The following is a 21,753-nucleotide window of genomic DNA, read 5'->3' as shown; positions in this document are numbered from 1 at the left end:
CTTGAGGGTCAGCCGGTGTGGCCCGGGGCCTCGCCGGGCTTGTTCGTGATGCCACGGGTCAGGACGGCGGTGGTCGCGGTGACCTGGCCGGACTTGGCCCACTCGGTGTCCTCGACCATGACGCCCCGCTCGCCGAGGAACTCCAGGGTGTTCCTGTCGAAGATCCACTCGGTGCGCTCGCCGGCGTGGACGCGGGCGACAGCGACGCCGTGGCGGCCGGCCGCGTCGACCGCGTCGTCGACGACGGTGACGCCGGGGATCCGGGCCGCCGCCTTGTACAAGGCGGCGCTGACCTTCGGCGGGGCCAGCTGCTCGCGCAGCAGGTCGCCGATGGTCACGAACGCCTGCTGGTCCGGCCCCGGTCCGGAGCCCTTCGTCTCGTCGTAGATCTTCTTCAGGAGTGTTTCGGGGTCGGTGGGCAGCGACTCGAGGTAGCGGTAGGTGGGGTTGTTGAGGGTGGGAGCGGGGTTGCCGAGGGGTTTGTCGGAGACGGGCCGGCCGCTCTTGTCCAGGTCGCCGGCCAGCGGGATCTCCTTGCCCTTCTCGTGGAGCAGGCCGGGGCGGCTTCCGTCGACCGAGAGCCAGATCTTCCGGCTGTGGGGCGTGTCCAGACGCATGACGGGGTCGACGTCGCTCTGGCTGGACCAGGCGACCGTGCTGGCGACGTAGACGTACTGGTCGTCACGGACGGCGGGCGCGGGCTTGGACGCGGCGACGGTGGCGATGCGGTCCAGAAGTACCGCGGCCGGCGTCGCCTGCGGCGCGCTGCCGCCCGAGCCGGGAGCCACTGCGGCGTTCGGGTCGGCGCCGGGCTCCCGGTCGAGCAGACCGCTCGTCGCCAGCGTGACGGCCAGGGCGCCCGCGGCCAGCGGGACGGCGGCGATCGTGAGGCGGCGGACCCCGCAGCGGGGCTTGGCGGCGGCCGGGGGAGTGGCGTCCTGCCGGAACTCGCGCAGCAGCTGGTCCTTGAGGGCCTGGTGGTGGCGGCCGGGCCGCTCCCGCTCGGGCGGGACCGGCAACAGCCGGGCCATCTCCTCGCGTTCAGCCGGGGTGGGCCGGGACGGGGTGGAACTCATCGGGCTTCCTCCTGGGTGGGCCGGACCGCAGGACCGCGGTCACCATCTGTCTGTCCGCGGCCCGGATCCGGGTTCCCGCCGAACGACGAGAGGCCGGCTCCGGCGTACTTGTGGAGCTTCTTGCGGGCGCGGGACAGGCGCGACCGGACGGTCCCCACCGGGATGTCCAGTGCCTTGGCCGCGGCCGCGTAGTCCAGGCCCGCCCAGACGCAGAGGGCGACCACCTCGCGCTCGGGGCGCCGCAGCCGGGAGAGCGCCGCGCGCAGCGCCACCACCCGCTCGGCGTCGTCGATCCTGCCGACCAGTTCGTCGGCGAAGTCGGGGAAGACCTCCTCGCGCGGCAGCCGGTTCATGGCCGCCTCGTGTCGCCGGGCGGCCCGGCGGGTGTTCCGCGCCACGTTGGTGGCGATCCCGAGCAGCCACGGCCTCAGGGACCCGCCGTCCGGATCCACCGACTTCCGTAGCCTCCAGGCTTCAAGGAACGTCAGCGACAGCACGTCCTCGGCCACGGACCAGTCTCCGGTCAACCGGAAGGCGTGGTTGTTGACCGCCCGCGCGTAGTCGTCGAAGAGGGACCCGAACGTATCGGCGTCTCCCGCCCGTATTCGGGCACGCACACTCATCTCCATATCTCCGGACTGTCCGGCCGGCCGGAGCCGGTTCCCCGAACGTGACGCACACCACAGCGGTCTCGGCAAGCGCTTCGGAGTCAGCGTCGGGTGTCGCGGCCGGCGCGCAGGGGGAGCGACTCCGGGCGGCGGGTGCGGAGGGGGCTGAGGAGGCCGAGGGTGAAGATGGCGAGGCAGAACAGGCCGCCCCCCACGGCGACGGCCGGCACGCCGTAGTGGGAGGCCGCGACGGTGAGGACGGCCGCGCCGATCGGGCCCGAGGCCATGTGGACCGTCCAGAAGGCGGAGGTGACGCGGCCGAGGAGGTGGTCCGGGGTCACCTGCTGACGCAGGGTCATCGAACACACGCCGCCCAGGGTCGTGCCGAACACGAACGTCGCGGCCGCGAGCGCGATCACGGGGACGCTGCGGCTGTTGCCGATCACCGTCACCGACAGGCCGATCATCAGGACCGCGCCCAGCCAGCAGGTGCCGAAGCCGAGGCGGCGGCGCAGGAGATCGGCCAGTACGGCCGCGGCGATCGCGCCCAAGCCGCTGACGGCGACGACGGAGCCGAGTACGGCCTCGTCCTGCCCCAGGTCGTGCCGCACCCGGTAGATGAGGAGATCTGTGGCGCCGAGCGTCAGGAACGTCAGCAGGGTGAGGAGCACGGTCAGGGTCCGCAGCGCCGGGTGGCTCCAGATGAAGCGCAGGCCCACCGCGAACATCTCCCGGAGCAGGCCCGCGGCCCCGCCCTGCCCGGGGGTTCCGTCCGGTCCCGGCTTGCCCGGGGTCTCGCGGGGCGAGAACGTCACGAAGCAGAGGCTCGCGGCGGACACCAGGAAGCTCGCACCGTCGATCGCGAGCGCCCAGGCGGCGCCCACTGCGGCGGTGATCAACCCGGCCAGGATCGGACCGAGGATCGAGCCGACCGCGAACGTGCCCAGGAGGCGGGAGTTGGCCACCGTCAGGTCCCGGGTGTCGACCAGGTCGGCCACGGCTGTCACGTAGCCGACGTCGAACACCGTCGTCAGACCCGCGACGACCGCCATCAGCACGTACAGCAGCCACACCTGCTGCCCGGCGGCCCAGATCCACGGCAGGGCGCAGAGGGCGACGGCGCGCACCAGGTCGCAGACGATCATGGTTCTGCGGCGGTCCGTGTGGTCCACCACGTAGCCCGCGAACGTGCCCGTCACGATGCCGGCGGCCCCCGCGACCGCCGTGATCGCGCCCATCTGCACGAGGGAGTCGGTCGCCTCCAGGACGAGCAGGGGCAGGGCGAGGAGGGAGATCGACCCGCCGAGCACGGAGAGGCTCTGCCCCAGCCAGAAGACGTTGAAGTTCCTGTTCCGCCAGAGGGTTCGCCCCTCCGGCCGCGCCGACGTCTGCGGGACTTCGCTGCGGTTCGGCACATCACACCTTGACTGTCGGCACAGGAACTCCGGCCAGCCTAGGCGGTGTCTTCAAACGCTTGCGTGGTGGATCACAGTGTCGTGATACGTCGCCATGAACTGTTGGCCGCCGAGTGGGAGTTCGTCCGGCAGTTGCTGACCGGAGGTTCCCTGCCGCGCTCAGAACGGCGGTTCGTCGCTGATGGTGTTCAGTTCGGTGCGCAGACGGCGGTCCTGCTCGGTTTCCAAGCCTGAGATGTCGCAGCCCCGGGCCTCGAGGCAGTTGAGCGCGTTCACTCGGCGGTATGGATCCGTCGCGGTGGCGAGGAGTCGGTGGGCGCAGTCGGCGAGTTCGCCGGCCACACGCACACCGTGGCAGTGACGGTCAGGGTCTGGGGCTCCGGGCCCCGGATCCTGTGAGGGGTGAGTGGGATGAGCAGGGCGAGGTCGACTTCGTCACGACCAGCGGAGTTGTCGCGGTGTGGATGATGAATCTGGGCCGTTCGGACCATCTGATCCGGCTGGGCATGCCGGGGTGGTGGCGGTTGCGTGTCGGGTGCACGGCTCTGGCCGGGGGTAGTCCGGGTGACGCAGGCCGAAGGTGATGCCCACGGGGTGGAAAAGTACGTGGTCGACTTCTGGCCGAAGGGCTGACACGCACGCGGCCGGCGCCGGGTTGCGGCGCCGGCCGCAGGGCGGACAGTCAGTTGATCTTGACGATGAAGCCGTCCTCCTGGCCGTCGATGATCCGGTTGGCGTTGTAGAAGCCGCTCAGGAGGTTCCCGGCAGCACCGTTCTGTGAGCCGATCACCGGCAGGACGGAGAAGGTCTTCTTCTCGACGTGCACGTCGAACTCGGCAGGTGCGGACCCCTGCTTCCCTGGTCGCGCCGGGCCGGCCCGCTTGCGCCTCTTGCGTTCGTGATTCCGCTCTCGCCCCGAGGCCCCGCCCGACCGAACACCCAGACCGCCCCTGGAAGAGGGAGGTGCCCCTGTGCCGTGGGAGCCCTCCTCCCTGGGCCGGCGTCGGAAGATCGACTGCGGGGCTGTTGGGGCGCGTGCGATCAGGCGGGGCGGAGGCGCCGCGGTCGACTCCCGTGTCGTTCGGGCGTATCGGCACTGGGCTGGGGCAGAGAGTGGCCCCTGCGGGCCGGCCGGAACGCAGCATCCGGGCAACCGTGATCAACGGCCACGAACCGCGTGGCGGATGAGTGGGTCGGTCGCCCTGCTCTCAGCCAGTTCGCTGAAGTGGCAGGCAGAGTCCGGGTGTGCGCGAAGGACCGAGGCAACAGCTGCCGCGGCGTGTCCTTGCAGCGACTGCAGCCACCTGGTGATGTTGTCCTGCGGGTGGTGTTGGTTCCAACCCGCATCCCAGATACAGCGCGCACATAGCCGTCCGGTACCGCTCCGCCCGGCTCGGCCGGGACATCGGCGGCGACTGGTACGACATCATCCCGCTCCCGGGCGGCCGGGTCGGCGCCGTCATCGGCGACGTCCAGGGCCACGACACGCACGCGGCAGCCGTGATGGGGCAGCTCCGGATCGTGCTGCGCGCGTACGCCGCCGACACTGCGTAAGCGCTGCCAGACCCCTGTGGAACGCCTGCTGCGCTTTGCTCGGTCCCTTCGCCCCGCGACTGGTCGAGGAGACAGGGGCGGTTGAGGATGCCTGATTGGGCTGCACGCCCAGCACGGTCAGCCGCTCCTGCTGCTCAGGCGACAGCCGCGCCCAGGTAGCAGGCTGCTTCTGCTGCTGGAGCCACTTGCCGACGTCGTCGCCGTCGAAGACGACGCCCGGAGCGATGTAGGGCAGGACGCCGTCGGCGTCGACTAGATCGGCGAGCACGCGGTAGTGGCGTTGCCAGTCGAGCGGCCATGGGCAGTTCCAGTCGGGGTCGATCTCGGCGATCTGCTGCGCGCGTACGGCGGCCCGCTCCGCGCCCTTGCCCAAGCCGCCCTTCCGGCGGAGGTTGGCCATGTGCTGTCCGATGGGCACCATCGCCTTGCCCTCGCCCCACAGGGCGTCCTGACGCGGCGCGAGGTGCCCCATGGCCTGCCGGTAGGACCGGAGCGCGGCGAGCTTGTTCTCCCATGCCTCCTCACCTGGCTCCCATACCATGCCGGCCTCGGGCGCGTCCAGGAGCGTCTTGCGCCGGTCCTCGAGCTCCCCGGCTCGCAGGGCCTTGCGCTGCTGATGCACCCATCGCTCAAGCGGAAATGCCTTCGTCGCTCCGACCTGGACCTCTACGTCGTAGGGGACGGCGTGGAGGCCGGTGATCTCGTTCTCCTTCCGCCAGCGGATGAGGGCCTGGTAGCCCTCCAGCCACACCAGCGATTCCGGCCGGTACACCCGCGTACGCAGGAACGCCGCGATGGTCGCCGCGTCCCGGGGAGAGGAGAAGTGCAGCAGAGCCGACTCGGCAGTGGCGTCGGTGCCCTCGTCGTGCTCCTGCCCCTCGCCGTCACCCGCGCCGGCGCTGATGATCCGCCCGTCCTCGTCGCGCAGGACGTGCGTCTTCTTCTCGCACGAGCTGAGGGTGAGTGCGCGGGAGGCGAGCTGCTCGACCAGGCGCTCGTCATGCGAGCGCAGGCCCTGGAGTACGGCGACGAGGGGCTTGAAGCTGGCGGAGGCGACCATGTCCTCGGGGTCCTCGCCCGGCTCCAGGAACACCGGCACGATGATCCTGGCCACCTTCGTGCTGCCGTCGCGGTTGAGGCGGAGCGCCCGGCCGATGTTCTGCACGATCTCGACCTGGGAGCCGCGGGTGTCGGCGAAGCACACGGCCTCCACACCCCGCTCGCCGGTGATGTCGACGCCCTCCCCGAGGACGCGCACGCTGGCGAGGAACGCCCGGTGCACGCGCCGCCCGGCGGCGTTGATGCCGTTTGCGAACTGGCGCAGGATCTCGCGTCGCTCGGTGACGAGGTGGTCGCCGCACAGCCATGCCGACCACACGCGGTCCGGCGGGACGTGGCGGCCGGCTTCCAGCTCGTAGAATTCCGCGTTGATCGACGACGCGGGCAGCTTCTCCGCCTTCGCCAGGTCCTCGTCCGAGGCGTCGTTGACGTACAGCGCGGCAGCGGTCTCCGGGAGCTTCTCCGCGAACGCCGCGGCTTCCTCGACCTTCTGGTGGAACGTCATGACCGTACGCAGGTTGTACGCCGCGGCGTGCTCCAAAAGTGCGGTCTGCAGGAGCGCCAGGCGCCGGCCCCGCTGCGCCTCTGCGGACTCCCCGAGGACGGGGGAGGGGTCGCGGATCTCCAGCACGTCGATCTCGAAGCCTGCGAGGATTTCCCGTTCGATCGCCTCGCTCAGGCCGAGCTCCGCGATCCACGCGCCGTAGGTCCCGTTCGGGTCGTCGGCCATGGTCGCAATCTCCGCTTCCCGGCCGTCCGTCCCCCTCTGCGGGCGGGGAGCGGCGAGGATGCGCGGGGTCGCGGTGAGGTAGAGCCGGAAGTCGGCGGGGATCCGCTGGTTGTCGTGGATCGCCGCCCATGGCCGACCTAGATCGCCTGCGGTTGAGTGGGCTTCGTCCACGATAGCGAGCGAAAAGCCGCCCATCCGCTGGCTGTACAGGCGCTCCCCGCCTGCCAGAGCGGCCTCCAGCGGCCCGCACTCCGGTGCGTCGATGTCCTCGCGGTCCACGAGAGAGGCGTACGTGGCGAGCACGACCACCGGGCCGGATCCGGCCCACAGGGCGAGCTGGATGGGATTGGTAGTGCTGCGCACCCCGAGCTGGTTGAGCACGGGGTCGTTCTCGAGCGAGCACACCGCGACCATCGGGGCCCGGTGACCCACCAGACGCCATGCCTGGGCGGTCTGCACGAGCAGGTCCAGGGTCGGCACCATCACGAGGATCCGGCCGTTCCGGAAACACTCAAGCGCACAGGACGCCGCGGTGATGGTCTTACCGGATCCGGTCGCGGACACGATTGTGCCCCGCGCCCCTTCCGGAGGCACAGGTGATCTTGCAGGAAATCCCACCCATTTACGAAACGCTGACTTCTGGTCGACCTGGTGTTCCCTGAGCTGAACCCCGAACATCTGCTCTGGGTTCTCGATTGTTGGCGGCAGCCATTGAAGCTGCGGAGGTGTGGTTTCGTAGATTGAGTGAGATAAGAGGTCGCTGCAGGCGCAGGCTTGTGGCCAGTCCAATGTCCGTCGAGTGCGTTCACTGACTCTGGACCCGATTCTTGTGACCTGGAGGTCCGTGAGTTGCTGAGCAGTGCGCATCCATCCCGAGACTCCGAAGGGATCGCATCTCGATGTCGGGTTTGCTGCGACGCGAGGTACAAGTAGCGGCCGTCGGGGGCGTCGTGGGCCGGGTGGCTAGCGTGATCAGAGGTAGGTGACGAGGATGCTGCTGACGGTGTTGGTGACCTTGGCAGGGAGGCGATCGAGGCGGCCAGCTTCTGCGTCGTGTACGTACGCGGGTACCGCTTTGCGTAGCCCTTGAAGGACGTCTCGGAAGTAGGGGCGAGGAAGGTGTCCTCGGTCTGACGGCAGGAGGGGGTGGACGCAATCGTTCCGGGGGAGTGTGGAGAGCTCCACCCTTGGGGGTACACGGCCGAACTGAGTCCCGCGCAGGGATGAGAGCTGGTCGAAGAGTTGTTTCGCAACGCGTGCTGCTCCGTACTGAGGCTCGCTGAGGAACGCCTGCAGGGTGCCGACACACTCATGGAAGTTCATGTCCCACAGGGCACCGTCGGGTGTCTCCGGTGCAACCAGATCTTCCAGGGGTTGAGATCGTTGGAAGGCTGCTATGGCACACGCGTTGGTGTCGGTTGAGTAGCTGTTGCAGAGGTACTGGGCGCCGAGCGCGCTGAGCACAGAGACGCCAGCGCGGGCACAAGTGGCACATTCGAACGTTGAATGGGCGCGGCACGCGAGCCCGTCTCTGTATTCCTCGTCTCCGCAATACAGGATGTATGCGGCCGGAACTTGAAGGCTCTCGGCGGCCCGCGCGAGCAGTTTAATCTGGGCGCCGGTCTTGTTGGTCTGGTCAAAGCCTATCTTCCAGCGGGGGCCATCCTTCTTCAGGTTCTTGGCCTGGCACAGCATGCCGAAGCAAGTCCCACTCCCGCGGTCGATGAACCACCACAGCCAGTCCGCACCGATACGAGCCTCCTGAGCCCTGTTGAAGGTGATGGGCTGGAGGTACGGCGCGGATTGCTCGCATAGTCGAGCGGTAGCGGCTTCCTCGTCCCATCGCCCGTTGACGGTGAGCCAGAAGCGGGTGGTCTCATCGACGGCCTCACGTCCGCGGACAAGAGCTTTGCGTAGGTCGGTGTTGATGACGTTCTGCCTATCGATCGTTTTGCCGGATCCTCGGCTGGCACTCCTCGCCTGCCTTTCTGCTTCACCAGCGGCCGGACAGCGTTCATAGATGATCAAGAATAGGCGTTGCGGGTGCGTGGTTGCGAAGAGGAGCCGCTTGATCGTGCTCTGGGTCAGGTTGTGTGTGCTTGGGGTGGGGGAGGGAGCGGGAACCGTGGAAGCACCAGTAGCAGACCTTGGATGAGAGACACTGGGTGGGTGTCTGAGTAGTCGTTTGCCTTTCTGCCTCTGTCCTACGCGGCCAGGCCGCCCAGAGTGGTCCTGGTGGCCCCGCACGATGATGACAACTGGGCGGCTTGGGCCGCGGCGGGTCTGGCACGGCTGTCCAGGGTGTGGGGGTGCAGCGGCATCGTGGTCATCCCGTCTGCCGCCGTCACGCACCCGGCTGTGGAGCGTTGCTTGACGCGTTTCAATCCTGATCACGTGCTCGCCTACGTGCCGTCGTGGGCTACGGCCGACGGGGTGCGGCCGGGCACCATCAATGGGCTGATAGCTGGTCGAGCAACCGAGGCTGCTGGCGAGCAGTTCGAGGAGATGCTGCGTAAGGAACCGTGGAACGCGCCCATCGTTCAGGAGGCCGAGGCAGCAGCCGACGAACTGCGTGAGCTGTGTGGTACGAACAGGCGCGACGAGCATGTGCAGAGCAGCCACCTGTTCGACGCCGACGTGCACGACCTCACGCCACTGTCTGCGGTCACGAAGGCAACGGTCGTCGGTGTCCCTCGGCGTCTGGTGACCACGGTGGAAGCCCTCGCCTATGCGATGCACGTGGGTATCGGTGAATCCGAAGCGGAAGGCCAGATCACGGCCGGCCAGTGGCAGGAGGTCGCCGCCCGCGGCAATGAGTCGCCTCTGCTCTCGCAGCTGCATCCAGGTGCACTTGGGGATTCTTGCCCCGCCCGCTCGCATGAGGCGGCGCTGTGCGTCTCGGTCTCAAGAGCGTTCCAGCGACGGGAGCCCGTTGTGGTTCTGGGGGACCGCCCGGAGGACTTTGCCCTTGCTGAAGTACTGCGCCAGATCCGTGGCGTGGCGACGTGGATTCCGTGGGCTGAGCCTGGCCTGTACGACATGTGGTTGTTCTCGCCGCGTAAGCACGTGCTGGTGACGAGTGCGTCGCTGACCGTTGAGGAGACTCGGCAGCAGACCGAGGAGAGGTGGCACAAGCGCTCCTTCAGGTCGATTCCACCGGAGGAGGAAGAACGTCCCTTCAAAGCAGTGCACCCTGACGCCATCGACATCGACCACCCGTTGATGGTGGTCCTGAAGGACAGCTGGGACCAACCGCGTTCACTACCCGTCACCAGGGAACCTGATGGCACCCTTCAGGCCTCTCTCTCGCTGGCCGCAGAAGTCCCGAACGGTCTGGATCCCGACAGGCACCGCTGGCAGGTCACCCTTACCGCCCCCAGCCACCCCGTGCCGCCGCTTCCTGTACTGGGTTCGCACGCCGTGATTGCCACAGGGCAGAACCCGTGGGAGACCTTTGCTCGAGCCGCGGACGGAGGAGTCACCTACTGGTCGCACCGTTTCGACTTTGTCCCCAGCGGGGCTTCCCTGGCAGGTTCCCTCGCCTCCCCACGGCTGGCTTGGCCAGGTATCAAGAGCACGCTGAACGTCACCGCATCTGCCCAAGGTGCAGACGTCCGCCCGAGTCCAGCAGGGAAGCGGGCAGCCATCACCGAACGCCTCCTTGGTTCCAGAACAGCGCTGGAAGAACTTGCCGCCAGCCCTGGGTGGGCCCTGCTGCGCATGTTCATGTCTCCAGCCGTCCCCGGGGGCTGCCCGGTGGGCAGCTGGTGGAAGCTCAAGTCGGCAACGGTGCTGTCCTGGGAGGCCATCGCCGGCCTCGATGACCATGGATGGGAGCCGACGGCGCGGCGAGAGCAGGTGGATCAGTGGACGTCCCAAGGCGTACTGCGCCGCGGGCTGATCCTGGGCTGCGGCCACTGCCCGATCCTCGAGTTCTATCCTCTGTCGGAGATCAGCCAGAGCTACCTGTGCCGGCGTTGCGGGGGGACCAACCAGCTGACATCTGACCGGTGGAGACCTGCGGCACCAGAGCCTCAATGGTTCTACGACCTGCATCCGGCAGTCCTGGAACTCGTGGAGAACGACGGGGACGTCCCCCTTCTGGCCACACGGTTCCTCCGCAGCGAGCACTGGGCGCGTCAGGCACTGGTCTGCGAGGAGTTCGAGCTCCTTGTGGACGGCAACCCTTGTGTCGAGATGGACTTCGCGCTCGCCACCGCCCAGGAACTGTGGCTGGGGGAGGCCAAGAAGAACGACTCGCTCGCAAACACCCACAGAAAGAGGAAGGATGAGGCCGCCAAGCTTCTTCAGGGGTGTGCCCTGGCCGGTGCGGCCGGCCTGGTCCTGGCCACGGTGCAGGAGCAGTGGGCGCAGACGACTGTGGATGCTGTAAGGGATGAGGTTCTAGGGCGTGTCCGCAATGTCGATCGGTCGTTACTCCGTTCGTGGTGCGACGTCATGAACTGACTGATCAGGCCTGGGAAGTGATCGGGCCGTTGCTGGCTCCGCCCCGGATGGGTCGTCCGGTGCGGGACCGGCGGCAGGTCCTCAACGGAATCCTGTGGAAGCTGTCCACGGGTGCGGCCTGGCGGGACCTGCCCGAGCGGTACGGGCCGTGGAAGACCGTCTACGAACGGTTCCGCCGCTGGTCAGCGGACGGAACCTGGGACCGGCTCCTGGCCCACGTCCAGCAGCACTCGGACGCGATCGGCGAGGTCGACTGGTCGATCGTTTGCGTCGACTCGACCATCGTGCGGGCCCATCAGCACGCCGCCGGGGCCCGAAAAGGGGGCCCTGGACCGGCGAAGCACTCGGCCGGTCCCGCGGCGGACTGAGCACAAAGATCCACCTTGCCTGCGACGGACAGGGCCGGCCGCTCGCCTTCACGATCACCGGCGGGAACGTCAACGACTGAACGCAGTTCGAACCGGTCATGGCCCGCATCCACATCAAGCGATACGGGCCCGGCCGGCCCCGCACCCGACCGCTACGGGTGGTCGGCGACAAGGGCTACTCATCCCGCAAGATCCGCTCCTACCTGCGCAGACGCGGTATCGCCTGCACCATCCCCGAACGCGTCGACCAGATCAACGGATGCCTCCGGCGAGGCGAGAGCCTGTGCCGTCTCGACCGCGAGGTCTACCGGCGCCGCAACGTCGTCGAACGCTGTTTCAACCGGCTCAAGCAGAACAAGGCCCTCGCCACCCGCTACGACAAACGAGCCCGCCACTACAAAGCCCTGGTCACCCTCGCCTGCCTGCGACTATGGCTCCCTAGCTGACATTGCGGACAGGCCCTAGGACGCCGCGAGGCGGACAAGCCCGTGCCCAAGGTCAGCCTCCTGACAGGTCTTGGGACGTCACCGAAACTGACCCCTCTCATCCCGTGACGACCTGCTCGCAACCTTCCTTTCATAACCGGTAGCTTCACAGTGCGCTGTACCTCACCTCAGTGCCCGCGGCCGATGTGGATGGCGTCGAGTTCGGTGCGGGTGATGTTCTCGGTGCCGGTCAGGATGGCGAGGGTGGCTGCTTGGCAGATCAGTTGGGACAGGGCGAGGAAGTATCCGCCGGTGCGGTTGTGGAGGTACTCGTGGTGCTCGGTCAGGGCATGCTTGTTCAGGTTGTGCAGGCTGAGGTGTTTCTCGTACCCGGCCAGGACTTGCAGCCATGATTCTTTGTCCTGTGCGTTGAACGGGATCGGATCGAGCCAGGTGATGGGCAGCAAAGAATGTGCCTGGTCCTTCTGCTGCGCGTCTTGCTGGCCGGGGCTGTGGGTGGCACGGAGTGTGAGGCGCCTCTGTATGGCGACTTCGTGCCGGTCGGCGATCGCGCGGGCTTCGTGGACGATGTCGCTGGCGCCGGTGCCGCAGAAGATGGTGGTGATACCGAGCCGGTTGCGCAGGTAGTCGAAGTAGTGCAGGACCGGGGCGAGCTGGTGGGGCTGGACGCGTTGGATGTCGTCGACGAGCAGCAGCCGGGTGAGAGCGTTCTCCAGGACGTAGTTGACCGGCACCGACAGGTCGGGATAGCTGCGCCAGCGCAGGAGGGCGTTCTCGTTGAGGGGCTCGGGGTTGAGGCCGAGGAAGCAGGCGATCTCCCACACCCAGTTGACCTTGCTGTCGGTGTCGGCCGGCGCGAGGATGTGGACGACCGGGATGTGCGCGCCCAGCTCGCCTCCGGTGCGGTCCTCGATGTCGCGCTGGACCGTGCGGCCGATAGCCCTCAGCAGCAGGGACTTGCCTGTGCCGCTCATTGCGTCGATGACTCGGTCCAGGATCCCCTCCCGCCGGTCACTGTTGACCATCACGGCTCTGAACGACGCCAGCAGGACCTCGTCGTAGCCTTGGTGGGAGACCAGCTTCAGGTGGGCGTGGTAGGCCAGGCGGGGGTCGCTGAGGCGCTCATCCTCCGTCGGTAGCGGGGGGTGGTCGGCCAGGTCGGGCTGGGCGATGTCTTCGCGCGTGAAGCTGTTCCACCCCTGGCGGCGGTAGATCCATTCCGGGCGCATCGGCGCCAGCTGCGCCCGCTGCAGCGCCCGTTCTTCCTGCTGTTTCTGGAGCGCCGTGGTCGCCTTCACATCTCTCCTTCGACGGTTTCGGTGCTTCCTGGCAGGCCCAGGTCGAAAGCGGGGTGGTCCGGGGCCTCATCGAGGTCGTCGTCAGGCGCGGTGTCCGCGAAGAGGGCAGCCAGGCCGTCCCTGTCAGACGGCGTGGAGACGGCGCCAGTCGGCGCGGCGGTCGGCCGTGCCGGGATCGGCAGGGATTCGTAGGGAGTGATGGAGTCCAGGTCGATCTCACCGATGCCGGCGTACGGGTTGGCCGCAGGCTCGTCGACGTCCAGCTCCGGGCCCTGGAACGGGATCCACGGCCCGGTTCGGGTGTGGCGTGGGGGAGCGGTGCGGGTGCGACGGCGGCGTTCCTTCACGGCGAGGGCGATCGCTGCCTGGTGCTCCTTACGGCCGCCATCAGCCAGGACTACAGCGGTGGCCTCCTCCCAGTGATCCACGGTCCAGTGGACGTCGGTGAGCAGCCGCCGGTGGACGAAATCCGCCTTGATCCACCGTCCCGGGCCGCGGTGGTCGTACAGCCAGGCGACATCGGGACGGTAGGGGTTGAAGCGTGCTTCCCACCGGCCGCCTTTGCCCGGTCCGGCCAGCCCGGAATGCAGCCCGGCCATGAGCCTCAGCTCACCCACCTCGTTCTGGTACGTGCGGTTCTCGATGTCGAAACCCTTGTCGGTTACCGTCACCCAGGCCGGCAGCAGCAGCTGCCGGTTGTCCGTCGGTGACAGCGGCCTGGGCCGGTACCCGGCGCCGGGAACAATCGCCGCGTACATCTCGTTCGGAGACAGCGTCATGCCTGGCAGCTCCGGGTGCTGCAGCCCTTCGTGGGGCAGCTGCTGATATTCCAGGGCCACCCACTCGTGCGCCATATGCTGCACCTTGTTAATGGTCCACAGCGGCTGGCGCTCGACGCCCCGCCCGCGCACCGCGTGACTGCGCCCGGTCCAGCCGGCGACGTGCTGGCTGAAGGAATCGGCGAACGAGGAGAAGACCCGCTCGACGATCGGCTTGTCGTCGGGCTCCTCTTTGCGCGCATAGAGGAGGGTGATGCCGAGGAAGTTGCAGACGTCCTCGAAGTGCTGGCTCAGATACTGACTGCCCTGGTCGACGATGATCGTTCTCGGATGGATCACCGGGCGGGCCGCGGAGGCCTCGGTGAAGCGGGGGTCCGCCTCACGCAGCTTGATGAACGGCAGCGCCGAGGCACTGGCCGCGGTCAGAGGGTCCCAGCCGGGCAGTGTCGGCATGGGTGCGTATGCCTGGGCGAGCAGGAGGACCAGGTCGAACGTTCGTGTCGCCCGGCCACCGACCCGCTGCCCGGGTTTTCCCTCGCCCGTGACGACGGGCACGATCATCAGCGCGACGATGCTGCGGGTCGCGACATCGATCAGAATCGTCATCTCCGCCGACACGACCTCCCCGCCGTCACCCAGAACCTTGATCCGCAGCGGAGTGGTGCCGATCTGCATGATCTGCCCGGGCCGCACCGCGTATGACGGGGTGTAGGGCTTCTTGGGCTTGCTCGCCTGGGAGGCCCGCTGCCGGGTCGTGCCGAGCAGGATGGCAGACAGGCCGAGCTCGTTCATCCGTTTGTAGAACGTCGAGCGTGGCAGCCGCAGCCGCTTCGCCTCCTGCGGATCCTCGAGCTCTTTCGCGTACCGGGTCTCGACGCGTTCCTCGACCAGATCGAATGCCCGCTCGATCCTCCCGCCCGACTGGCGCGCCAGGATCGCGGTCACCTCCTGCATGATCTCCAGCAGACGCGGGTCGGTCCTTCCTCCCGGCGAGGGAGCTCGCCCCTTGCGCCCATCGATGATGAGGACCAGCGGGTTCTCATCCGCCTGCTTCCATCGGCGCCGCTTGTCGTCCAGCGTGCGCCAGCTGATGCTGATGTCCAGCTCGTCGAGCTCGGCAGCCTTGCGTTTCAGCCGCTGCTCCATCGTGGTGCTCGCCGGGTCGTAATCCGCCCGTGGAACGCGCCGGCCGGGCCGGATTCCGGTCTCGACCTCCTTCATGTGCCGGTGCCACATCAGCGCCCGCTTGCGGTCCTCCTTGCCGACGACCAGCAGCAGTCTTCCCAGAGGCGGCAGCCTGGTCCGTTCGACGGCATTTCCCGCCTCGTCCAGGACGGCAAAGTCCGCCGACCCTGCCATCTCCCCGTACGAGGCCTCCACCAGCGCAGCAGGCTCCGGCAGAGGCTGGAGTGTGACATAAGGGCCGGTGAAAGCAACGACACGGAACTCCCGCCCCTGCCAGCGCACCCGGTCTTCGAGGCTGACCCGGTCACTCTCGAACCAGCCCCACAACTTCCGCTGAGTCATGCCGCCCCCTGCGCCGTCCACACCAGCGGGCCCCGAGGCAGCGGCTGGTCCCAGTCGAACAGCAGCCGCCGCTGCCACATCAGCCCATACACAAGATCAATAGCGATCAGGTCCGGGACTCCGCACGCACCCACCCCCTCGAACAGAGGCCGCCTGCGCCGAAAAGCATGGAGAACGGCCTGTTCCTGTTCCGGGTCCACCCCGTCTGCGAAGCGGTAGTCCGCGAGCCACATCAGGTTCTCTAACTGGGTACCCTGCGGGACGGAACGCATCTGAACCTGCCAGCCCGCGGCCTGTGCGACCTCATCGAGCGCCGCCAGACGCTCCTGCCACTGCGGCCCGATCCCGCGCGGCGGCCGCACGACCACGACACACCGAGAACCGTCCCGCATCCTTGCGACGAAATCGGGCCGCCACCGGTACCGGGCCCGCCCCGACTCCCAGTGCAGCTCCACCGGCTCCCCACTGAAGCGGACAACCTCCGGGTCGAAGTCCAGCTCCACCGTCACCCGCAGCCGGCGCAGCGACCCGCACACCACCTTCGACCGAAACGACGACGGCCATGCCGTGATCTTTCCCTGTCGGCCGTGATACGCCACCGGATCCGTCGGCGGCTGTCTCTCCTCCAGCGCCACACCGGCCAGGGCTGCCGCCGACGACGCTGTCAGCTCACCCCACTCATCAAGATGCCAGCCACTCACGCTCCGCATGCCCTCTTCACCCCGCCCCGCTCCGCATGGCCATCACTCGTGCTGTATCCGAGCCCTGTCTCATGCGACCGCGCACGCTCCCACGGACCGCGACGGCCCGGCCCAGGACCGGTACGGCAAGGAGTGGGGGAGCGCCTGCAGCCGGCTTGCCAAGGCCGGGTCAGGACAGGCACGAGCGCGCCTCCAAAGGCCCTGTCGGCAAGGCAAGCCGGCTGTGCCCCCGGGCAAGCGGCAACCGTCCCCGCCCGGGCCTGGCGGCCGGTTCCGCTTCCGCGTTCGCCGGTACCCGATGGCAGTGCAGCCAGTCCAGTAACGGGCCACTGCCCACCTGGACATCCAGCTCCCACGACTCCATCAGCGCCTCGACCCTGCCGAGCCACCGGCTACGGGCATCGGCGTCGCGGACGTCCGACTGCTCGAACTCGACCATCAGCTGCGCGAGTCGCGCCGCCTCCGGGTAGATCACCAGCGGCATTACCCGGGTACTGCGGTCCTCCAGCCCGCACGCCCACGCCCGGTGGACCCAGCGCAGCACCGTGGGCATCGTCCGCCACCAGTCCGCCACCACCTGAAAAGCATCAGCGAACAGCTCCCCCCCCCGACCGGCCGAACTGCTTGTGAAGCCGGGCACGATCCAGATGCGCGTCGACGACCTCAGGGAGCTCCTTCAAGGACAGCCCGTCCAGCGGCTCCGTCCTTGAGTCATCACACCACCGCCCGTGCCGGGCGCACACACGCCAGCTGTCCGACATCAGCCACCAGCTCGGTTCCCTGACCCCGCGGGCCTCCGCACATCTTGTGCAGTAGCGCACCAGATGCCCTTCGGACGGCTGCCACGGCCACTTCCACACCGCGTCCCCGTCACCCGGCAGCCGGTGACGCGTCGCAAGCCCAGGCAGAGCCCGCTGCAACACGGCCGCCGGGGTACCGGCCAGCACGGCCAGATACTCAAGTCCCGGCCCGTTCACATACATCTCCGTGCACTGCGGGTACTTCTCCACGCGCGCCGGATCAGTCGACGACGACCCCATGCCTTGGCCCACACGCTGCAGGAAATCCGCAAGGCCCAGCCCGTTGGCTTGAGCCAGCCGGTTCACGAACGAACCCGTCGACTCCCCAGGCAGAGGCCGGACCAGAAGCGGAAGAGACTGACGCGGACCGTAGAGCCCTGGCACCTGCAGCACCACGCCGTTCCCTTCTCCGCCGCCCACCCCGCACGCCTGCTTGCGCTCTATCGTCGCCAGCCGCCATACGGGCCGGTCAAGGCGCCTTCACCTCTTCAGGTGAACAAGGCGGCAACACCGCGACACCCTCCACGGCGCGGGTCTGAACCTTGATCCGCAACGAGACGACCCGCTGCCGGGAGGGCACCGTGGCCACGTTGACGAGCAACGGCCTCAAAACGCCGCTACGCGGCCACCAGACACTCGCTGTCGACGCCTGCATCGAAGAGTTCACCGACGGAGCGCGCCGCGTGAGCGTCATCATGGCCACCGGAACGGGCAAGACTCTTGTCGCCCTCAACACCGTCCAGGAGACCGCTTCCCAGGGCAACGCCTTGGTCGTGATGCCCACCCTGGACCTCCTCGAGCAAACGGCCGCCTACTGGCAGCGCGAAGGCCGCCAGGGGTTCTACCTCGGCTACTGCTCGCGCGACAGCACCCAGGTCCGTTCGCTGCGCGGAATCCTCGCCATGGTCCGCGACCCCGGTGAACTCGCCCGCCATGCTTCCCTGACCGACGGCGCGGTGAATGTCTTCTGCACCTACCAGTCACTGGAAAAGCTGGCCCGGGCCCACCGCGATCACCACCTGCCGCGCTGGGACATCATCGTCGCCGACGAAGCCCACCGCACCGCCGGCAACCGCTACAAAGCCTGGGGCGTCATCCACGACAACGACGTCCTGCCCGCCCGCCACCGCCTCTACATGACCGCCACCCCGCGCATCTTCGACGAGAAATCCGGCTCACACGTTGCGATCGGCTGCGAAGTGGCCTCCATGGACGACCACAGCCTCTACGGCCCCGTCGTCTACCGCATCTCCCTCGCCGAAGCGATCGACCAGGGCCTGCTGGCGGACTACCGGATCGTCGCCGTCGAGATCAGCGACGCCGACCTGCACCGCGTCCTGAGATACGCCTCCATCGCATCAGCCGGCGCCGAAGGCCTGCGCATGGCAGCCGCCCAGATCGCATTGCTGCGCGCCCAGCACCTCTACGACCTGCGGCGAACCTTGACCTTCCACCGCCTCATCGCATCCGCCAGCATGTTCGCCGAAACCCTCCACGAAACAGCAGCACTCATGCCCCCCGAGATGCAGGCACCTCTTCTCGTCGGCACGGTCAATGCCAAGCAGAGCCCGCCCGTCCGCCGACGATCACTCGTGGACTTCGGCTCCGTCCCCATCAACAGCACCAGCCCCCGCATCGCCCCGCACAGAGCGGTCCTGACCAACTGCCGCTGCCTGGGCGAAGGTATCGACGTCCCCAGTATCGACTCGATCCTCTTCGCCGACTCCAAACAGAGCTCCCTCGACATCACCCAGGCTGTCGGCCGCGCACTGCGCCAGAACCCCGGCGACGACAAGATCTCCACCATCGTCGTCCCCGTCTTCATGGAACCGGGACAAGACCTCGAGGAAGGCGTCAAAGGAACCCGCTACCGCCTCCTCTACCAGGTCCTCATCGCCCTGAGCACCTATGACGAGCACGTCATCCACCGCGTCGAATGGGCCACCTCCGACGAGTCCCAGGAGGACTTGGGGGTCGCCGCCCGACCCGAACGCGCCGACGAGATCATCCCGCTTCTCGACCTCCAGGCCACCGGGGCACCCAACCGCGTATGGCAGATCGGCTTCGAAAGCGCCCAGCGCTACTTCCACACCTACGGCCATCTCGACGTCCCCAGCCGCTACCTCGGCCCCGTCCGCTTCTACCTCGGCTGGTGGCTCGGCCGCCAGCGTTCCCTGCGCATCAACCACATGCTCCTGCCCGAACGCATCGAACGGCTCGACACCCTCGGCATGATCTGGCCCCACCCCCGCAGCAGCATCGAGTACAAACTACAGATCGCCCGGGACTACAAAGCCCGCCACGGCCACCTCGCCCCATACACCGAAGAATCCTTCGGCGGCATCCGACTCGGACGCTGGATCGCAGACCGCCGCCGCGAAGCAAACAAACGCACCCTGCCCTACGGCTACCAGCGCGCCCTCAACGAGATCTACCCCTGGTGGAACACCCACTGGCCGAAACACTGGCACCACACCTACGCCCAAGCCCTGGCAGCCGCACGCGCCGGCAACCTCCCCTTCCCCGACCTGCGCCCCGACACCGACGAGACCCCCCTCACCCGCTGGCTCGACACCCAGATCGACGCCCTCCCCACCCTCCACAGCGACCAGCACAAACTCCTCGGCGCCCTCCCACTCCGCCACCCCCTGGCCCTGCTCCTGCGGCGCCCCCGCGGCCACGCACAATGGGCCTTCGCCAGAGGACTGCTCGCGGCACGCGCCTTCTGGCGAAGCCACCAGCACCTCGACGTGCCCTACGACTACTTCTGTCCCAATACCGGACTTCACCTCGCCACATGGCTTGCAGAGAAACGCCGCGACCCACTCCGGCTCACCCAAGAACAACGCCACGCACTCGAAGCCCTCGACTTCCGCTGGATCCGCTGACCGACGCGTACAGCCGTGAGAGCCGCTCCTACAACGCGGGGTGGTTGCGGAAATTGCAGAACCACGTCGCGATTGTTCTCGACCAGTGGGTCCGCCGTCATCGTCCACGCGCTGTGGTGGGCCGTACGTCCGAACTCCAGCACATAGCCGTGTGGCCGTGACCACGTGCCGCCCAGGCCGAATCGGACGGGCCACGAGCCACGAGAGCGCGAAAACTATCGTCGCGCCGACGGCTACCCGCTGCCAGGACACCGGATCCTCTGTGGCCAAATGATGGCCGACGACCGCCAAGACGGAGCTAAGGAGCGTGAAGACGGCAGCCCGGAGCCACTGTCCGTTCCGCTGCGAAGACTGCGGACACGAGCGCATCCCTGCAGCGGCTTCGGTCATCGTGAGCCCTTCATCTACGCGATCGGCCGTCTTCGGACCGCAACTGTCAACAGGGGAGTAGATTCCCCGACCGCGCCCCGGCTCGCTGCGAGAAGCTCTGGGGAGTGGGGGATCGGCCGTCCCGACGGCAGCCGGTCACGGTGATGGCAATCTCCGCTCCTGAAAGCCGACTTCATTCGACCGAAAAGCCAGGACCCTCCGGGGTTCGCCTATTTTTGGGGGGACAGGCTCTGCAGGAGTGAGTTCCCGCAGGGGCGGTCGGATCACCGCTCGACCGCTCTCTCGGCCACGGCGAGGCACCGTGGCTGCCGAGCACCTGGCGCCGACTGACCTGGAACAGGATCCCGTTGATCACCGTGCGGTGGTCGCACCACCGGCCTGTGATTCGTTGGATCCCCCGGCCCACGTACCAACCGACGAGCCTGCCCGGGAAGTCGCATGATCTGCCGGACAGGCCCTTGCGTGCGGCTCTACGCTCATCCGGTGGCCGGAATCTCGCAACCGGGTGTCAGCAATGCTTTCCAGGGGAGATCGTGGACGTCACGACGTTAATCCTGTTGGGGGCGGCGGGTGGTCTGCTGCGCGGGGCGCTGGACCTGTACACCCGGTTCGTCTCCTGGCAGGCCGACCGCCGGATCCACCGGCAGTTAGCCGCGGCAGGGACGGCGGAAGTCGTAGCCCCGCAGTTCAAGGCCTACTTCGACCCCGCCGTCGATACCGTCGCGGCCATCGTGCACAGCGTGATGGGCGCCGGGGCCGCAGTGCTCTTCGGGACCACGGGACAGATCAGCGGCGGGTACGCCGCCCTCGTCGTCGGAATATCGGCACCCATGCTGCTCACTCAACTGGGCCGCATCCAGACCGTGAACGAGGCGGTGATGGGCGAACGGCAGCCGGCGGGGGCAGCTGCGGAAGCCGAGGCGCCCCCGACTGCGGCTGCCAGTGCCGTGGGCGCGGTCGGCGCCGGCGACTCGGGCGCCGTGGACTCCCCACCCCAAGTGGCGCAGCCGTCCGCGCCCTCCGCGGGTCGCGCGGTCCGGCCCTCTACCCCCACAGAAGGAGCGTCGTCCGTTGCGCGTGCGATGCCCGCGCCAAGACAGCACGCCCCGGCCGCGGACGAGCGTACGCCGGAGCCCGCATCCGGCGAGCTCCCCGAGGAAGCAACACGACTCCCCGATCCGATGCGCAGCAGCGACACTCCTCTCCCTGCGAACCCGCCCGACGGAACGGGGCCTGGCTTCGGCGATCGAGGCGCGCCACGATGGCGGCAGGGGCCCGCGCTGGGGGAGGAGGGCCTGTGAACAGCCATCCGCCCCTGCTGCCGGAAGACCGCCCCGAATACGAGCGGATCCTCGACGACGTGCTGCGCGGCGCCCACGAACGACCGGACCTCACAGCAGTCGGAGAACGGCTCACCACAGAACAGTTGCGGACCATGGCGCTGGGTTCCGCCATCCTCATCGCGAGCGCCGCGGCGACCGAGTACCGGCTCTACGTACAAGTCCGCCAGGAACACCGTGGCTTGGCATCCCCGTCGGCGCCCTCGCGCTCGGTGTCCGCCTCTGGCTCGGCCGGCTTCACCGGTTCCGGCACCCGAGCCGCCGACCGTCAGACCTCGGCGGGCCTGGGCCAACGGTTCGGCGCCGC

General features: G+C 68.1%; 15 protein-coding genes and 2 pseudogenes. 5 read left to right on the top strand and 12 right to left on the bottom strand.

Features of this window, described 5'->3' with window-relative positions; all coding sequences use genetic code 11:
* Positions 1-8: 8 nt before the first annotated feature.
* The 5 genes from R2D22_RS00140 to R2D22_RS00120 form a co-directional block, all read right to left on the bottom strand.
* Positions 9-1,076, bottom strand: coding sequence for a CU044_5270 family protein (locus tag R2D22_RS00140; RefSeq protein WP_318099965.1), 1,068 nt, complete (start codon positions 1,074-1,076; stop codon positions 9-11).
* Positions 1,073-1,705, bottom strand: coding sequence for an RNA polymerase sigma factor (locus R2D22_RS00135; protein WP_318099963.1), 633 nt, complete (start codon positions 1,703-1,705; stop codon positions 1,073-1,075). The genes R2D22_RS00140 and R2D22_RS00135 overlap by 4 nt, the downstream gene beginning before the upstream one ends.
* Positions 1,706-1,785: 80 nt before the next feature.
* Positions 1,786-3,099 (bottom strand): MFS transporter, encoded by a 1,314-nt coding sequence (locus R2D22_RS00130; RefSeq protein ID WP_318099961.1) that lies wholly within the window; start codon positions 3,097-3,099, stop codon positions 1,786-1,788.
* A 159-nt stretch (positions 3,100-3,258) separates the two neighbouring features.
* Positions 3,259-3,441, bottom strand: a complete 183-nt coding sequence (locus R2D22_RS00125; RefSeq protein ID WP_318099959.1) for a hypothetical protein — start codon at positions 3,439-3,441, stop codon at positions 3,259-3,261.
* A 340-nt stretch (positions 3,442-3,781) separates the two neighbouring features.
* Positions 3,782-3,925: a hypothetical protein gene (locus R2D22_RS00120; RefSeq protein WP_318099957.1), complete on the bottom strand. Its 144-nt coding sequence runs from the start codon at positions 3,923-3,925 to the stop codon at positions 3,782-3,784.
* 533 nt (positions 3,926-4,458) lie between these two features.
* On the opposite strand from R2D22_RS00120, the pseudogene R2D22_RS00115 reads away from it, so the two are divergent.
* Positions 4,459-4,644 (top strand): annotated as a pseudogene (locus R2D22_RS00115) (SpoIIE family protein phosphatase); the annotation flags it as partial.
* Here R2D22_RS00115 and R2D22_RS00110 read toward each other — a convergent pair.
* Positions 4,559-7,120: a DEAD/DEAH box helicase gene (locus R2D22_RS00110; protein ID WP_318099955.1), complete on the bottom strand. Its 2,562-nt coding sequence runs from the start codon at positions 7,118-7,120 to the stop codon at positions 4,559-4,561. The pseudogene R2D22_RS00115 and the gene R2D22_RS00110 overlap by 86 nt on opposite strands.
* A 294-nt stretch (positions 7,121-7,414) precedes the next feature.
* Positions 7,415-8,470, bottom strand: a complete 1,056-nt coding sequence (locus R2D22_RS00105; RefSeq protein ID WP_318099953.1) for a hypothetical protein — start codon at positions 8,468-8,470, stop codon at positions 7,415-7,417.
* Positions 8,471-8,677: 207 nt separating this feature from the next.
* Here R2D22_RS00105 and R2D22_RS00100 point away from each other — a divergent pair, with 207 nt between their 5' ends.
* Positions 8,678-10,909 carry a hypothetical protein gene (locus R2D22_RS00100; protein ID WP_318099951.1) on the top strand — a complete coding sequence of 744 codons (2,232 nt, stop codon included), beginning with the start codon at positions 8,678-8,680 and terminating at the stop codon, positions 10,907-10,909.
* Positions 10,891-11,723: pseudogene (locus tag R2D22_RS00095) on the top strand (IS5 family transposase). The gene R2D22_RS00100 and the pseudogene R2D22_RS00095 overlap by 19 nt, the downstream one beginning before the upstream one ends.
* Before the next feature lie 167 nt (positions 11,724-11,890).
* Here the strand turns inward: R2D22_RS00095 and R2D22_RS00090 are convergent.
* From R2D22_RS00090 to R2D22_RS00070, 5 genes are all read right to left on the bottom strand, one after another.
* Positions 11,891-13,021, bottom strand: a complete 1,131-nt coding sequence (locus R2D22_RS00090) for an AAA family ATPase (protein WP_318099949.1) — start codon at positions 13,019-13,021, stop codon at positions 11,891-11,893.
* Positions 13,018-15,327, bottom strand: coding sequence for a transposase (locus tag R2D22_RS00085; protein ID WP_318099947.1), 2,310 nt, complete (start codon positions 15,325-15,327; stop codon positions 13,018-13,020). Before R2D22_RS00085 ends, R2D22_RS00090 begins: the two co-directional genes overlap by 4 nt.
* Positions 15,324-16,028 (bottom strand): TnsA-like heteromeric transposase endonuclease subunit, encoded by a 705-nt coding sequence (locus R2D22_RS00080; RefSeq protein ID WP_318099945.1) that lies wholly within the window; start codon positions 16,026-16,028, stop codon positions 15,324-15,326. Before R2D22_RS00080 ends, R2D22_RS00085 begins: the two co-directional genes overlap by 4 nt.
* Before the next feature lie 169 nt (positions 16,029-16,197).
* Positions 16,198-16,581 (bottom strand): hypothetical protein, encoded by a 384-nt coding sequence (locus tag R2D22_RS00075; RefSeq protein ID WP_318099943.1) that lies wholly within the window; start codon positions 16,579-16,581, stop codon positions 16,198-16,200.
* Between the two features lie 34 nt (positions 16,582-16,615).
* The gene (locus R2D22_RS00070; RefSeq protein ID WP_318099942.1) at positions 16,616-17,224 is read right to left on the bottom strand and encodes a TniQ family protein; all 609 of its coding nucleotides are present in this window, start codon (positions 17,222-17,224) and stop codon (positions 16,616-16,618) included.
* A 185-nt stretch (positions 17,225-17,409) separates the two neighbouring features.
* Between R2D22_RS00070 and R2D22_RS00065 the strand changes: the two genes are divergently transcribed.
* Both R2D22_RS00065 and R2D22_RS00060 read left to right on the top strand, forming a co-directional pair.
* Entirely contained in the window at positions 17,410-19,716 is a 2,307-nt protein-coding gene (locus R2D22_RS00065) for a DEAD/DEAH box helicase (protein WP_318099940.1), read from the top strand.
* A 923-nt stretch (positions 19,717-20,639) separates the two neighbouring features.
* Positions 20,640-21,407 carry a hypothetical protein gene (locus tag R2D22_RS00060; RefSeq protein ID WP_318099938.1) on the top strand — a complete coding sequence of 256 codons (768 nt, stop codon included), beginning with the start codon at positions 20,640-20,642 and terminating at the stop codon, positions 21,405-21,407.
* Positions 21,408-21,753: the final 346 nt, after the last annotated feature.

This window comes from Streptomyces sp. HUAS YS2 (genome assembly GCF_033343995.1).
Classification (GTDB): Bacteria; Actinomycetota; Actinomycetes; order Streptomycetales; family Streptomycetaceae; genus Streptomyces; species Streptomyces solicathayae.
The sequence above is the reverse complement of the archived record's forward strand: the minus strand, read 5'-3'. Positions and strand labels throughout refer to the sequence as shown.